At 63.1% G+C, this 14,478-nt stretch carries 11 protein-coding genes; 10 read left to right on the top strand and 1 reads right to left on the bottom strand.

All coding sequences use genetic code 11. The annotated features are described in order from the left end of the window. Positions 1 to 154: 154 nt before the first annotated feature. The 4 genes from IAE36_RS11785 to IAE36_RS11800 all read left to right on the top strand — a co-directional run bounded on the left by IAE36_RS11785 (position 155) and on the right by IAE36_RS11800 (position 3,993). Positions 155 to 922, top strand: a complete 768-nt coding sequence (locus tag IAE36_RS11785) for an SDR family oxidoreductase (protein WP_201212544.1) — start codon at positions 155 to 157, stop codon at positions 920 to 922. A 105-nt stretch (positions 923 to 1,027) separates the two neighbouring features. Then, positions 1,028 to 1,792: an SDR family NAD(P)-dependent oxidoreductase gene (locus tag IAE36_RS11790; protein WP_201212546.1), complete on the top strand. Its 765-nt coding sequence runs from the start codon at positions 1,028 to 1,030 to the stop codon at positions 1,790 to 1,792. Positions 1,793 to 1,873: 81 nt separating this feature from the next. Further along, entirely contained in the window at positions 1,874 to 3,106 is a 1,233-nt protein-coding gene (eutH, locus tag IAE36_RS11795; RefSeq protein WP_201212548.1) for an ethanolamine utilization protein EutH, read from the top strand. An 83-nt stretch (positions 3,107 to 3,189) separates the two neighbouring features. Further along, positions 3,190 to 3,993 (top strand): LuxR C-terminal-related transcriptional regulator, encoded by an 804-nt coding sequence (locus tag IAE36_RS11800; RefSeq protein WP_201212550.1) that lies wholly within the window; start codon positions 3,190 to 3,192, stop codon positions 3,991 to 3,993. Positions 3,994 to 4,031: 38 nt separating this feature from the next. On the opposite strand, the gene IAE36_RS11805 is transcribed toward IAE36_RS11800, so the two are convergent. Beyond that, entirely contained in the window at positions 4,032 to 5,090 is a 1,059-nt protein-coding gene (locus IAE36_RS11805) for a sigma-54 interaction domain-containing protein (RefSeq protein ID WP_201212552.1), read from the bottom strand. A gap of 291 nt (positions 5,091 to 5,381) precedes the next feature. On the opposite strand from IAE36_RS11805, the gene IAE36_RS11810 reads away from it, so the two are divergent. From IAE36_RS11810 to IAE36_RS11835, 6 genes are all read left to right on the top strand, one after another. Continuing rightward, positions 5,382 to 6,455 carry an ABC transporter substrate-binding protein gene (locus IAE36_RS11810; RefSeq protein WP_201212554.1) on the top strand — a complete coding sequence of 358 codons (1,074 nt, stop codon included), beginning with the start codon at positions 5,382 to 5,384 and terminating at the stop codon, positions 6,453 to 6,455. An 11-nt stretch (positions 6,456 to 6,466) separates the two neighbouring features. Beyond that, entirely contained in the window at positions 6,467 to 7,690 is a 1,224-nt protein-coding gene (locus IAE36_RS11815; RefSeq protein ID WP_201212556.1) for a lipase family protein, read from the top strand. 12 nt (positions 7,691 to 7,702) lie between these two features. Next, positions 7,703 to 8,902 (top strand): LLM class flavin-dependent oxidoreductase, encoded by a 1,200-nt coding sequence (locus IAE36_RS11820; RefSeq protein ID WP_201212558.1) that lies wholly within the window; start codon positions 7,703 to 7,705, stop codon positions 8,900 to 8,902. A gap of 4 nt (positions 8,903 to 8,906) precedes the next feature. Beyond that, positions 8,907 to 10,460, top strand: coding sequence for an ABC transporter substrate-binding protein (locus IAE36_RS11825; protein WP_201212560.1), 1,554 nt, complete (start codon positions 8,907 to 8,909; stop codon positions 10,458 to 10,460). A gap of 218 nt (positions 10,461 to 10,678) precedes the next feature. Continuing rightward, entirely contained in the window at positions 10,679 to 13,255 is a 2,577-nt protein-coding gene (locus IAE36_RS11830; protein WP_201212562.1) for a TonB-dependent receptor, read from the top strand. 27 nt (positions 13,256 to 13,282) lie between these two features. Further along, positions 13,283 to 14,371 carry an LLM class flavin-dependent oxidoreductase gene (locus tag IAE36_RS11835; RefSeq protein ID WP_201212564.1) on the top strand — a complete coding sequence of 363 codons (1,089 nt, stop codon included), beginning with the start codon at positions 13,283 to 13,285 and terminating at the stop codon, positions 14,369 to 14,371. Positions 14,372 to 14,478: the final 107 nt, after the last annotated feature.

Here is a 14,478-nt window from a genome sequence, read left to right on the forward strand (position 1 = left end):
TTCCTTGGGCTCAGCTAAAAGGTGTGCGGGTCAGGCCTGACACTACAATTATCCGAATTCGGGCGCCTGTTTCCACAATGCCCGCGAAAGCGCCTATCGTAGTGCAAGCTGCCACCCCAGGGTAACTACGTCCGAACTTCCAAGGAGACCTGCAATGCAAACCACAGGCAATACCATCCTCATCACCGGTGGCGGCAGCGGTATTGGCCGTGCGCTCGCCGAAGCCTTTCTGGCACTGGGCAATGAAATCATCATCGCCGGGCGCCGCGAGGCGGTGCTCAAGCAAGTAGCCGAGGCTAACCCTGGCTTGCACTACGTGGTATTGGACACCAGCGACCCAGAGGCTACACAACGGGTCGCCAGGCAATTGATCATCGATTACCCGCAACTCAATGCAGTGATCCATTGTGCCGGCATCATGCGTGGCGAATCCCTGCGCGACGGCGCCACAGAACTCGAGGCTACGGTCGCCACCAACCTGGTGGGTCCGATCCGCCTCGATGGGTTGCTGTTGCCGCATTTCTTGACCCTACCCCATGCTGCCATCGTGACAGTGTCGTCGGGCCTCGCCTTCATGCCACTGGCACTCACCCCCAGCTATTGCGCGACAAAGGCAGCAGTGCACTCCTACAGCCAGTCGCTGCGCTATCAGCTCAAGGACACGGCGGTGAAAGTTCACGAATTGGCGCCGCCCTATGTACAGACCGAACTGATGGGCGAGCGTCAGGCCAACGACCCCCATGCCATGCCACTGAAGGATTTCATCGACGAAGTCATGGGCATTTTCCAGGGTTCGCCTGATGCCGAGGAGATTCTGGTCGAGCGCGTGAAGCCGCTGCGGTTTGCGGAGGTCAACGGCGGGTATGCCGAGTTCTTCAAGCAGTTCAATGACCGGATGGTCGCTGCGCGGGTCGGCGAATAACGGCTGCACGTTGTCAGGTAGCCCCTATACCCTTGGGTATATTTACCCCACGGCCCCTCGCCTCTAGTTTTGGTACTACAACCACAACAGGCGAGGCACCTATCCATGGACCGTTTGAAAGGCAAAGTAGCACTCATCACCGGCGGCGCGGGCGGTTGCGGCCTGGCTGTATCTGAACGCTTCGCCGCAGAGGGTGCCAAGGTCGTGATCCTGGACTTGCCAACCAGCCAGGGTGAGTCGGTCGCAGCGCGAATCAATGCCCAAGGCGGCCAGGCGCTGTTTGTTGCCGCCGACGTATCCCAGGCCGACCAGGTACATCGCGCGGTAGCCCAAGGGCAAGCGCACTTTGGCCCGATCACCGTGCTGCTGAACCACGCGGGCATCATTGCAGCCGGGCCCTTTCTGGAAACCAGTGAAGCTGACTGGGACAGGCTCATGAGTATCAACGTCAAGAGCATGTTCCTGGTCACCAAGGCTGTGTTACCCGGGATGCTCGCCGCCGGCGGTGGCAGCGTGATCTGCACGTCGTCTATCTCGGCGGTGGTGGGCACACCGATGGAGGTGCTGTATTGCACGACCAAAGGCGCCTGCCACATGTTCGCTCGCGCCCTGGCAGTGGAGTACCGCGATCAGAACATCCGCAGCAACGCCATTTGCCCAGGCTTCATCGGCACCGCCCATGGCCGCCGCGAACTGGACCTGCTGCGCGGCTACGGTGTCGACGCGTCCGATGAAGCGATCAGGAGCATGCAGGGCCGTCTGTGTGAGCCCAGCGAAGTGGCAAATGCTGCGCTGTTCCTGGCCAGCGATGAATCCAGCTTCGTCAGCGGCTCGCACCTGTTCGTCGACAATGCCTACACCGCGATGTAATCCCTAGGCGCCAGAACAAGAATAACGTGCAGCACCCTTCAATTCTGCCCCAAGCCAATTCCAACAAGAGAGAGGCAGCAGATGGAAAACATAGGCACTTACGTCATCTACGTGATCATGGTATGTGCAGCGATTGGCGCAATAGCATCGATCGTGAATGCGGAATCAGAGTTGGGCAAGGAGTTCACCGCCGGTTTGCACAGTATCGGCCCCATTTTCATTCCCGTCGCCGGGATCATGGCCGCCATCCCCTTTATTTCCAGCTTCATCAGCCAGGTCATCGGCCCGGTGTTTCTCGCGATGGGTGCAGACGCCGGTATCTCGGGGCCGATCTTCATAGCATCGGACCTGGGAGGCTATCAACTTGCACAGGCGCTGTCGCACAGCCCTGAGGGCTGGATCCTCGGCCTGATTACCGGCTTCCAGTGCGGCTCCACGGTGATCTTCGTGATTCCGGTGGGGCTGGCCATGCTCGACAAGGCCGACCACAAGTACATGGCATTGGGCATCATGGCCGGCTTGCTCAGCATACCGATCAGTATTGTGTTCATCGCCATGGGCATGCAAGCCATGGGGCTGGGCGTACGCCCGGATATCGCCACCACCGGGGCCGCCACCCAGGCTCTGCATTTCACACTACTGAGCGTGTTGCGCAACCTTTTACCGTTGATCCTGTTCTGCGGGGTGCTGGCCGCAGCACTGCGCTACTTGCCGAACCTGATGATCAGCCTGTTCCTGAAGCTTGGGCAGTTGATGTATGCGGCGGTGACGCTGGTGCTGGTGACCTCGATCGTGGAGTACTTCACGGGTGTGTTTACCTCGGTATTCGGTAGCTGGGGGTTTGCGCCAATCATTGCCGACAAGGCCGACCAGTTCCGGGCGCTTGAGATTGCCGGCTATGTAGGCATCATGCTCTGCGGTGCTTTCCCGATGGTGTACCTGATAAAACGCTACCTGTCGCGGCCAATCGAGATGCTGGCATCCAGGCTCGGCTTGTCTGCCGTCGGGGCTGCCGGGATGCTGGCCGCTTCGGCCAACATCCTGGCGATGTTCCGCCTGGTCGCCGACATGCCGCCGAAAGACAAAGTACTGGTGATTGCGTTTGCCGTGTGTGCTGCATTCACTTTCGGCGATCATCTGGCCTACTCGGCCAACTTCCAGCCCACCCTCATCGGGCCGCTGATCGTGGGTAAACTCGCCGGCGGCATTCTGGGTATGGTATTGGCCTACTGGCTTGCAGTACCCAAAGCCGTGGAGCTTGGGCGCCAGGCGTTAAAGGCCGAGGCCATGCCGGCCAGCCCAGCGTTGCGCTGACAGGCCTGGTCATCGTTCAATGCCGCTTGGGTTTGCAGCGCCAGGCGGCGTTTGCGTTTTCTTGAAACCATTGAGCCACAGAAATGAACAGTGACAACGCCAGCCAGTTGGCCGCAGTCATACGCAGCATCGGTACCGATGCATTGGGCCCCGCGCTCGACGCAGCACTTGGCAGCGTGATCGGTTTCGACATGAGCTGCGCCTACCTGTTTGGGTTCAATCAGCCGGCAGTGCTGATACACGATGGCTACAATCACCGCGTTGCCGAGCGCACGCTGAAGGCCTACTTGCGTGGGGGTTATCTGCTGGACCCGTTCTACGTGGCCTGCACCAACAATCACCCATCCGGCCTCTGGCGCATGAGCGAACTGGCGCCCGACAGCTTCCATGCGTCCGGCTTTTCTATTTCTCAGGACATTCACCCGTGCGTGTCCTCGCACCACGGCAGCCTCATCGAGGAAGTGGGTTTCATCGTGCCGATACGGCCACGCACGGCACTGGTTTACTCGCTGATGCGGGGGCTGGACACAGGGCCTTTCGATAACCGTGAAGCACAGTGGCTGTCGACACTAACGCCGGTTATCGATGCCCTCTTCAACCAGCACCTGCGCCTGGCCCATGCCGACGCGCTGGTCGACCAGGAGGAGTCAGACAGCCAGCTGGAAGACGCGTTTGTCGACATTCTGCAGGGCCAACTGACCGATACGCAGCGACAGGTGGCCAAGCTGATTCTTCAAGGGCACAGCAGCCAGTCCATTGCGCGTGAACTTCGGATTTCAGAAGGTACGGTCAAGGTTCACCGGCACAACATCTGGCAGCGCTTGGGTATTACCGGCAACGCCGAGTTGTTTCGTTTGTTCATCGGTTATCTAACGAAGAACAGCTGATTGAGAGCCGATACCGTCAGCAGCGCTGCGTCGCCCCCTTACGCCTTGGCCAGTTCGCCGATCTTCTCCAACCGTGCCCGCACGATGTTACGGCTTATGCTCAGCAGCCGCCCTGTCTGTAACTGGTTGCCATGGCAATAGCGATACGCTGCCCTGAATACGGTTTCTTCGATATGTTCATACAAGTCAGGCACGTTCTGCTCGAACAGTGCCAGCAGCGCACTTTCCAGACTGGGCGGCGCCGAGCCTGCGTTTGTAACAGATACCGAAACGGACGGCGCCGTCACCTGCGGGCGCATGTCGACTAGGTGTAGGTCGGCGGGGGCGACCACCTGGAAGCGGCATACCAGCAATGCGTGATGGATAGCATTCTCCAGCTCGCGGATATTGCCTGGCCAACTGTGCGCGAGCAACTTGCGTTCGGTATCCTGGCTAAGCGATGCGCGCTCGTAACCCAGGCGTCGGCAGTGCTCTTCGATGAAAAACTCCGCCAGAGGCAGTATGTCACCCGGGCGCTCGCGCAACGGCGGCAGCCGTATGGTTGCCACGTGCAAACGGTAGAACAGGTCCTCCCGGAAATGCCCCGCTACCACTGCGTCAGCCAGGTTGACGTTGGTGGCTGCCACTAATCGCACATTGATCGGGATCGGTGTGCGCGAGCCTAGGCGCACGACTTCACGCTCCTGAAGTACCCGCAGCAGCTTGACCTGCATGTTCAGTGGCAGATCACCAATCTCGTCAAGGAACAACGTGCCGCCATTGGCTGCCTCGAACCACCCTGCCTTGTTTCCGGTTGCACCCGTGAACGCACCTTTCTCATGCCCGAACAGTTCACTTTCCACCAGTGTTTCGGCAAATGCACCGCAGTTTACTGCCACAAACGGCTCGCGCCCGCGCCGGCTAAGTTGATGAATATGGCGGGCGACCAGCTCTTTGCCGGTACCTGTTTCACCAATGATCAGCGTGTTGGCTTCGCTGGGTGCCAGGCGCTCGATGCGGCTGAGCAGCTCCTGAGACCGTGGATCCTTGAACACGAGCACAGTGGCACGCACCGATTTGGTCAGTTCACGGGCATTGGGGTGAGTAATTAGCGACATGGGGCATTCCTGGCAGTTGGCGCGCAGGCCCATAGTGCATGAAACAAATTAGATCAAAAAATTATTAATTAATATTTACATATATGGATTAGAAATATACGTCTTGCCGGACGATTACTGCTTCTCCAGCAGCAGCCTACCAACACTTCCCTGCACGCCTATCAGCAACGCAAACAGCTCGCCGCTGCGCGAGCAGGAGCGCTCAGGCCCCGTTCTACGCGGCCTACACCGTTATTGTTCTAGCTGGCATGTATTTCGCTCCAGGGCCGTCATACCCATCTGGAGTCGACCATGAACAATCCCTGGCGCCACGCCCTCACCCTGCTGTTCGGCCTGATCATCAGCCTGGGTGCCGCAGCGGCACAGCCACCGGCAGCCGTGCGCATTGCCATTGTTGCATTCACCCAAGGGGGAGCACCGGTGTTCGGTGGTATCGCCGGCCGCGTGATCGAAGAGGGCTGGCTGGAAGAGCAACTGACGGCTCGCGGCGTGAAACTGCAGTGGACCGCGCTGCCCCATGCGGGCGCGGGGCCGCAGATCAACGAAGGTTTCAGTAACGACAGCCTGGACTTTGCCGTACGTGGCGATCTGCCCTCAGTGATCGCCGGTGCCGGCCAGGTACCGGGCAAGCTGGTGGTGCCGGGTGGCAGCGGCAACAACATCTACCTGGTGGTGCCGAGCGACTCGACGGTGCGCAGCATCCAGGACCTCAAGGGCAGGCGCCTGGCCTTGCACCGCGGCCGCCCATGGGAGTTTGCCTTCAGCAACTTCCTGCAAAGCCAGGGCCTGGCACTCAGTGACTTCAAGATTGCCAACCTCAACCCGCAAGTGGGCGCCGCTGCAGTGTCCGCCGGCAAAGTCGACGCCGCCGTGCTGCTCAACGAAGCCTATGCCCTGGAAGACAAAGGCGTAGCGCGCATCCTCTGGTCGACCAAGCAAGGCGCCAACGACTGGCGGCTGGTTTCTGACCTGTGGGGCACTGACCGCTTCGTGCAACAGCACGCCGACCTGACACAACTGGTGGCCACTGCTTGGGTGCGCGCGGCCTGGTGGATTTCCCAAGAGCAGAATCGCGATGGCTACTACGCGCTGTCATCCCGCGCCGGTGTCAGCGAAAGCGTGCTGCGCCGTGACGACCAAGACGACCCGGTCGCGTGGAAAGCGCGCTGGGCGCCAAAAAGCGATGCCCAGCTCAAGGCCCACTACGACGCCTTGGGCCAGTATGCCTTGGCCAACCGGCTGATCCGCACCCCCTACGACATTACCCACGACCTGGCCACGGGCTTTACCCGCCAGGCGCTGATCGACCTGCAACTGACCCACTACTGGCCGTCCCTCGACGCCCAGATCAGCCAACAACCTTGAGAGCCGTCCCCATGAAACTGCCTGCTTCGCTCGTCTTCGGCCTCAGCGCCGTGGCCCTGTCCATCGGTGCCATGGCCGCCGAAACTTACGCGCCCAAACCCGACCCGCAACAGGGCGATGGCCGTGTCTCGGCCTTCTACACCTGGAGCAAGGCCATCCCCGCCACGCCCGGGAAACTGCTACGCAGCGAACCACTGGACCAGGCGCTCAGCCTGCCCAATGCGGCCAGCGCTCAACGCATTCTGTACACCTCCCTGGATGGCATCGACGGCAAGACCCCCGTCGTGGTGTCCGGCGCACTGTTCATCCCTAAAGGCAACGCGCCGGCAGGCGGCTGGCCGGTTGCCAGTTGGGGCCATGGCACCGTCGGCGTTGCAGATATCTGCGCGCCGTCCTGGGCTGGCCGTAGCTACCGCGACGTGCAATACCTCAACCGCTGGCTCGAAGAGGGCTACGCCATTGTCGCCACCGACTACCAGGGCCTCGGTGTGCCGGGCGGCCACCCGCTGCTGAATAACCGCATGGCCGCCTACGGCATACTCGATGCCGCCAAGGCCGTGGTCGCCGGCGTGCCGGGGCTGGCCGACAAGGTGCTGATCATTGGCCAGTCGCAAGGCGGCGCCGGGGCCTTTGCCGCCGGTGCCTACGCGGCGACCTATGCGCCCAAGCTGGGCGTCAAGGGCAGCATCGGCACGGGGGTGATCTACACCGTGGGCGCGAAGAATGTCGGTGAACAGGACCAGGACAAGGTCGACCCGGCCCTGGCCTACGGCTTCTACACCCTGCTGGCTGCGCAGCAATACGACCCGAGCATCGACCCGCGCGACTTCTACACCGACAAGGCCCTGCCGCTGTTCGAACAGGCGCGCACCAGCTGCCTGTCGGCACTGGTCAGCGACGTGGTCGGCACGGGCCTGACCCCGGCCAACGCCAAGAAAGACTACCAGGGCGACCAGCTCAAGCCATGGCTGGCGCAGGTGTCGTACCCGACCTTGAAACTGGCCCAGCCGATCTTCATCGGCACCGGCGCCGAGGACAAGACCCCCGCCGCCGCCACCCAGGTGGCGCTGATGCAGGATGCCTGCAAGGCCGGCTCGGTGGTGCAGGGCCACTTGTACAAGGGTCTGGGCCACAGCGAAACGGTAAATGCCTCGCTGAAGGACTCGATTCCCTTCGCCCGCCAGGTCATCAGCGGCCAGCCGGTCACCCCCAATTGCAGCCCAAGCGTTCAGTAAGGAGGCCAGCCCATGAGCATCGAATTCTTCACCCGCCTGCCCCTGCATGGCGAAACCCAGTACCTCCCCGGCGACCCGCGCAACCGCGGCGACTGGCATGCAGGCGGGCCCAGCACCGGTGCGGTGTCGGGGTTTGCCGTGGGTGATCACTTCACCTATATCGACTACCTCGGTCAAATCGCCCGCGCCGCTGAAATCAACGGCTTCGGCGGCGCGTTGATGGTCAACGCCCACACCGGCGAAGAGCCGTGGACGGTGTGCTCGCTGCTGGCCCGGGAAACCCGCACGCTGAAATTTGTCACCGCGTTCCAGCCCTATCACTACACCCCGTGGGTGGCCGTGCAGCAGGCCGCCACCTACCAGCGCGCCACCGGCAACCGCCTGGTGTGGAACATCATCAACGGCGGCTCGGATGCCATCCAGCGCCAGGTCGGCGACTTCGAAGACCATGACCAACGCTACGCCCGCGCCACCGAGTTCATGGACGTGGTGCGCGGCTATTGGCACAACGAGCAGTTCCACTACGAAGGCACCTACTACCGCGCCGAAGGCGGTGGCCTGCGCGGCCCACTGAAAAAGGCCGAACTGCCACTGATCTGCACCGCCGGTTCGTCGGTGGCAGCGCGCGAGTTCGCCGCCAAGCACGCGGACTTCTACCTGATGCGTGCAGAGCACCCGGACGAGATCGCCGCACTGATCGCCGACATCCGCGCCCGCGCGCTGAAGTGGGGCCGCACCGACATCCGCTTTGGCCTGTCCATCGACGTGATCGCCCGCGAGACCGAACAAGCCGCACTGGCCGAGGCCAAGCGCTTCTTCGACGAAGGCGTGGCCAAGGGCACGGTCAAGGCCCGCGCCGCCCACGCCGGCCTGCGCACGGCGCGCAAGCTGAGCTACGAGCACGACTATAGCGACCAGGACGGGCGGCAGGCGTTCGGCGACTTCTTCATCCACCCCAATGTGTGGACCGGTTTCGGCTACATCGGCGTCCCACCTGGCTGTGCGCTGGTGGGCAGCTACGCCAACGTGGTGGCACGCATCCGCGAGTACCACGGCATCGGTGTCGACCTGTTCTTCCTCGCCGGTTACCCGCACCTGGAAGAAGCCTATCGCATCGGCGAGCACATTCTGCCGCACTTCCGTGCGCAGCGCGCAGCCCTTGCCCGCCCGGCAGCCGAACCCGTGCAACTGCACGCCAGCAACGGAGCCTGACGCCATGGCCAGGGACGGTTACCCATTGAGTCGGCGCGGCTTTCTTGGCCACGCCGGTGTGCTGGCTGGGGGGCTGCTGGCCGGCTGCGGCCCCGCCGAGAGCCCGACCCATGCCGCCACCGAACAGCCTCGCCATGGCGGGCGCCTGCGCCTGGGCATCATCGACGGCAACCAGAGCGGCAACCTCGACGCCCACAAGCCCATAGGCAGCGGCATCGTGCGTGGCTTTGCGTTGTACAGCAAGCTGTGGGAATGGGACGAGCAGATGCAGCCGCGCCTGGCCCTGGCCGAGTTCGCCGAGCCCAACCCCGATGCCAGCGGCTGGACGCTGCGCCTGAAGCCTGGGTTGGAGTTCCACCACGGCAAGACCATCGACGCCGATGACCTGATCTTCTCCATCCGCCGCCTCACCGACCCGCAGCTGGCCTCGCCCTACGCGGCGCTGCTGCACTGGGTAGACCGCGACAACCTGGTCAAGCTGGACGACCGCACGTTGCGCCTGGGCTTTCGCGAAGGGCGCAGCTACCTGCCGCTGCCGGAAACCTGGGTCAATTTCGGCGGCATCGTGCCGGTGGATTACCACCCGGTCACCAACCCGGTCGGTGCCGGGCCGTACAAACTGAAAAGCTTCACCCCAGGCCAGCGGTCACTTTTCACCCGTTTCGACAATTACTACAAACCTGGCAAGCCCTATGCCGATGAGCTGGAGATCATCGATTTCAAGGACCAGACAGGCCGCCTGGCGGCATTGCGTGCCGGGCAGATTGACATGGCCAACGTGATGTCCACCGAACACCTGCATGTACTCCAGGCTGACCCACGGTTGCGGCTGCTGAAGTCGGTGAGTGGCAACTGGTTGTCCTTCGACATGAACACTGCCAAGGCGCCATTCAACGACCCCCGGGTCAGGGAGGCATTCCGCCTGCTGGCCGACCGCGAGGAACTGGTGCGTCGTGCGCTGAATGGCCAGGGCCGGGTGGCCAACGACCTGTATGCACCGTTCGACCCCACCTTCGACCACAGCATCGGCCCGCGCCCCCACGACCCACAGCGCGCAGCGCAGTTGCTGCGCGAAGCAGGCCATGAACAGTTGCAGGTGGAACTGGTGACCACACCCGGGCCGGGGTTGGCTTCAGCCCTGGTGCTGGCCGAACAGGCCCGGCGCATCGGCGTGACCGTCAACGTGCGCCAGGTCGACCTGGCCACCTTTCAGGGCCCGCAACGCGACGACTGGACCTTGAGCACCGGCGGCAGCCTCGGTGCGCCGTACCTGGCCAGTGCCATCCATACCGACGCGCCGTTCGCGGTGGCCAACAAGACCCACTTCCACGACCCCGAATTCAGCGAGGCCTTCCTCGCCGCCATGGCCCAGCCAGACTTGGAAAAGCGTAAGGCGCTGGTGCACAGGGCGCAGCGCATTCAGTACGAGCGCGGCGGCATGCTGATCTGGGGGTATGCCGACCTGCTCGACAGCGTCAGCACCCGCGTGGGTGGCGCGCAGGCGGAGCAGTCGCTGTTCAGTACCTGGCGGTTCGAGAGCCTGTGGCTGAAAACCTGACCTCCAGCGCCATACACCCTCCCCCTGTGGGAGCGGGTTTATCGAGACGTCGAACCGCCGCGAAGAATCCAACGCGGTGTATGGCACCGGCTGCGCCGGTGTTCGCGGGTGAACCCGCTCCCACAGAGACCGTGTAGTACATCCCCGCAACCCATAACCGCAGGCGCGGCTGCGCCCTCGTTTCTCCCACATTCCTACTCTTGAACGAGGCCCAGCCAATGCTCCGCGTGACCTTGCTGCACCCCAAATTCCAGCCCAGCGCCCTGGCGCTGGCCATTCTGGCCGGCAGCCTGCCGCTGGCCCACGCCGAAGATACCCAGCTGCAAACCGTCACCGTACAGGCCGAACAGGCCGATGACGACGCCCTGCCCTCCCGCCCGCCAGCCTCGATCTACGGCGGCCTGGAAGCCAAGGTGCTGGACACCCCACGCTCGGTCACCCAGATCAATGCCGAGCAACTGGCCAACGACCCGATCCGCAGTTCCGACGACCTGGTCAAGTACGCCCCCGGCATCACCCGCGGCGGCGGCCAGAACGCCGGCATCGCCCCGCAGATGCGCGGGCAGAACACCGAGGTGTTCCAGGATGGCCAGCGCGCCTACGGGGTGCGCCACCCGGCCAACTTCAATGCCTACGAAGGCGCCGACATCGTCGCCGGGCCGTCGTCGGTGACGTACGGTTCGGTCAGCGGCAGTGGCGGCTACGTCAACTACCTGAGCAAGAAGCCCGACTTCAGCCGTTTCCGCACCAAGCTCAGCGGCGAGATCGGCAGCTGGATCCCCGATGGCGAATCACGCGATGCCACCAAGTTCAGCATCGACAACACCGGCCCGCTGACTGACAACCTGGCTTACCGGGTGAGCATCACTCGCCAGCGCCAGGAAGACTTCTACGACAACGTCGAGAACAACTTCGACGCGTTCTACGGTGCCCTCGCCTGGCGCAACGACAACCTGCGGGTGGACTGGAATGCCGCCTATGACGACTACTACGACTACAACATCACCCACGGCTGGAACCGCGCCACCCAGGACCTGGTCGACCATGGCAAGTACTCCGCCGGCCGCGCTACACCCATCATCCAGAACGGCAATACCCTGTGGTCGCCAGTGCTGTCCTCCGGCGCTGCAGATGCCCAGGGGCTCGGCTGGGTGCAGCGCCAGCGCAATGCCCAGGGCCAGTACCAGGTTGTCAACGGCAGCTTCCAGGGTGCGTCGCCCAACACCCAGGCCAACCCCGGCAGCCTGCGTGGCTGGGTCTACGACCCGTCGCTGGCAGGCAACGGCCTAAACTCTTTGTCATCACAAACCGGACAGCGTGCGCAAGACGAAAACCGCTCGCGGCGCGTTACCACACAGCTGCGCGTCGAAGGCGACCTGACCCCGTCGATCACCTTGGCCAACAGCACCTTCTACCAGCACTCCACCGACACCACCGATGCCGTCGGGGCGTTCCAGGTGCAGGGCAAGGACGACATCTTCGACAATCGTTTCGAGTTCCGCGCCCGTGGCCAGTTTCAGCTGGGCGACCTGACCCTGGTCGACGACAGCAACTCCGGGCTGATCTACCGCCGCGAGCGCAACCGGTCGATCGCCGCCAACAACAACTTCGGCAGCACCATCAACGCCTATGACCTGACCCTCGACCCCACCTTGAAAAATCCCGGCGACTTGCTCGGCCTGGGCGGCCGCAACCCCGCCGGTGGCAACGCTGCCTGGATCGGCCAACCCGGCGTGCCGCAATTTTCCAACTACTACGGCTGGCTCAACCTGCCCGCCATGTACCCGGCCGGGCATGGCCTGTATGCCGAATCGGTGGCGCCCTACACCGCCGACAGCACCTGGACCACCAAGACCCTGTTCAGCCAGCACAACCTGCGCCTGGGCGAACGCGTGGGCCTTAACGTGGGTGCCAGCCGCAGCTGGATCGACGCCCGTATCGAAAACCCCTTCGTGCTGCCCGGCGGGAATCCGCGCAAGGACTCGGACCATTATCGGCTGTTCTCGGTGCAGGTCAGCCCCTATTTCAAACCCACGGAAAACAGCACGCTGTACTACACCTTCGACCGCTCGCTGGCAGTGAATACCGGCTTCTTCACCAACGGCCTGGGTTGGGGCAGCGGCACGGGGGCCAACCAGCTAAACCCACTGGCCTTCGAGAGTTTGAGCGTGTTGCATGAGGTGGGTTTGAAAGTGGAGGCTGTGCCCGACCAGCTTTTCCTCACCCTGGCCGCCTACAAGCAGGCCCGCGACCAGTCGCCAGATAGCAACAACAACATCGCCCGGCTGATCGTAAAAGGCTGGGAGGCCACCCTGCGCTACCAGGACCAGAACTTGCGCAGCGGCCTCAACCTCAGCCGAATCAGCGCCTACAACGAGTTCACCAGCCAGGCCGGGTTCGCCTCGGCCGGGTTCATCCCCGACAACGGCACCGTGTTCGGCGACAACAACAGCCTCAACCAGCGCCCGTCCGGCAAGTTCGATGCCGTGCAGGTCCCCGAATACAACGCCGGCGGGTATGTCGACTACCGCTTCGACTCAGGCTTTGGCGTCGAGCTTTCCGGCTGGTGGACCAGCAGCTGGTACCTGAACCTGAGCAAGACGGTGAAAGTGCCGGACGAATACAACCTCGACCTTGCCGTGTACTACCGCCAGCCACAATGGGGCGTGACGGTGCGCATGCTTAACGTCACCGACGAGCTGAATTTCGTCAGTGGCCTGGCCGGTTCCACCAATACCTTCCTGCAACCGATGCCGGGCCGCACGCTGCTGGCCCAGGTCGATTACCAGTTCTGATCACCCTAAACCTGAAAGGCTTGCACCATGTCCATTGAATTTGTCGGCATGATCTTCCCCCGCCAGTGGTCCGAGACCCGTGGCGTACGCACACCCGACTTCGACCTGCCGTTCATCCGGCACCACGCCCGCGCCCATGAACATGCTGGCTTCGACCGGGTACTGATCGCCAGCGGCCCGGGCAGCGCCGACAGCCTGCAGATAGCCGCGTATGCTGCCGCGCACACCGAAGGCCTTGGTTTCATGATTGCCCACCGCCCGGCCCTGACCGCGCCGACCGTGGCTGCACGGGCATTCGCCACCCTCGACCACACCACCGGCGGTGGGCGCATCCGCCTGCATGCCATCACCGGTATCACCGCCGAGCCGCAAGAGGGGGACACCCTGCTGGACAAGACCGAGCGCTACCGGCGTACCGACGAATACCTGGAGATTGTCCGTCGCACCTGGACCGCAGAAGAACCGTTCGACTTCGAAGGCCGCTACTTCAACATCAAGGGTGCCTTTTCACCGGTGAAGCCGCTGCAACAGCCGCATATCCCGATTTCCTTCGGAGGTTCGTCCGACATCGCCTACCAGATTGCCGTCAAGCATGCGGACCTGTACGCCCTGTGGGGTGAGCCGCTGAGCGGCGTGGCCGAGCAGATCGGCAAGCTCAGGGCTGCCGCGAACGCCGCAGGCGTGGCTACGCCGAGGGTCAGTTTGTCGGTGCGGCTGATTTTGGGTGCCACCGAGGAACAGGCCTGGCAGCGGGCCGAACAGATCCTCGCGCAGATAAAGGCCAACCCGCAGTTTGCGGCGGACAGCCCTTGGCAGAAGCGAATCAAGGGCACCGGCTCCGAACGCCTGCTGGCTGCCGCCGCCCGCGCCGACCGGCATGACCGCGCGTTGTGGATGCCGACGGCGACTGCGGTGGGCGCCTATGGCGATACCACCGCGTTGGTGGGCACGCCGGAGACCGTCGCCCAGGCGTTGCTCGATTATGTCGACCTTGGCGTGACCACCTTTCTCAACCGGGGTTATGACCCGCTGTATGACACGGTGGATTACGGGCGCTGGGTGATTCCGGCGGTGCGCGAGGAAGTACGGCAGCGGCAGGCCCGGTTTGTGGGGTGAAGGGGTGGGGCATCTGGGCGTCAGGTGCATGCCTTGAGTTGTGCAGCGCCTGTGAGATCGAGCGCCGCCCGCGCGGCGCATCGCGAGCTGGCGCTCGCTCCTACGTT

Origin of the sequence: Pseudomonas sp. S36 (assembly GCF_016647875.1) — a bacterium.
In the GTDB taxonomy this organism is placed as follows: Bacteria; Pseudomonadota; Gammaproteobacteria; order Pseudomonadales; family Pseudomonadaceae; genus Aquipseudomonas; species Aquipseudomonas parafulva.

What these genes read in the sequence shown, in the direction of transcription:
- IAE36_RS11785 (WP_201212544.1), top strand. Translation starts at nt 155, where the DNA reads ATGCAAACCACAGGCAATACCATCCTCATCACCGGTGGCGGCAGCGGT.
- IAE36_RS11790 (WP_201212546.1), top strand. Translation starts at nt 1,028, where the DNA reads ATGGACCGTTTGAAAGGCAAAGTAGCACTCATCACCGGCGGCGCGGGC.
- eutH (WP_201212548.1), top strand. Translation starts at nt 1,874, where the DNA reads ATGGAAAACATAGGCACTTACGTCATCTACGTGATCATGGTATGTGCA.
- IAE36_RS11800 (WP_201212550.1), top strand. Translation starts at nt 3,190, where the DNA reads ATGAACAGTGACAACGCCAGCCAGTTGGCCGCAGTCATACGCAGCATC.
- IAE36_RS11805 (WP_201212552.1), bottom strand. Translation starts at nt 5,090, where the DNA reads ATGTCGCTAATTACTCACCCCAATGCCCGTGAACTGACCAAATCGGTG.
- IAE36_RS11810 (WP_201212554.1), top strand. Translation starts at nt 5,382, where the DNA reads ATGAACAATCCCTGGCGCCACGCCCTCACCCTGCTGTTCGGCCTGATC.
- IAE36_RS11815 (WP_201212556.1), top strand. Translation starts at nt 6,467, where the DNA reads ATGAAACTGCCTGCTTCGCTCGTCTTCGGCCTCAGCGCCGTGGCCCTG.
- IAE36_RS11820 (WP_201212558.1), top strand. Translation starts at nt 7,703, where the DNA reads ATGAGCATCGAATTCTTCACCCGCCTGCCCCTGCATGGCGAAACCCAG.
- IAE36_RS11825 (WP_201212560.1), top strand. Translation starts at nt 8,907, where the DNA reads ATGGCCAGGGACGGTTACCCATTGAGTCGGCGCGGCTTTCTTGGCCAC.
- IAE36_RS11830 (WP_201212562.1), top strand. Translation starts at nt 10,679, where the DNA reads ATGCTCCGCGTGACCTTGCTGCACCCCAAATTCCAGCCCAGCGCCCTG.
- IAE36_RS11835 (WP_201212564.1), top strand. Translation starts at nt 13,283, where the DNA reads ATGTCCATTGAATTTGTCGGCATGATCTTCCCCCGCCAGTGGTCCGAG.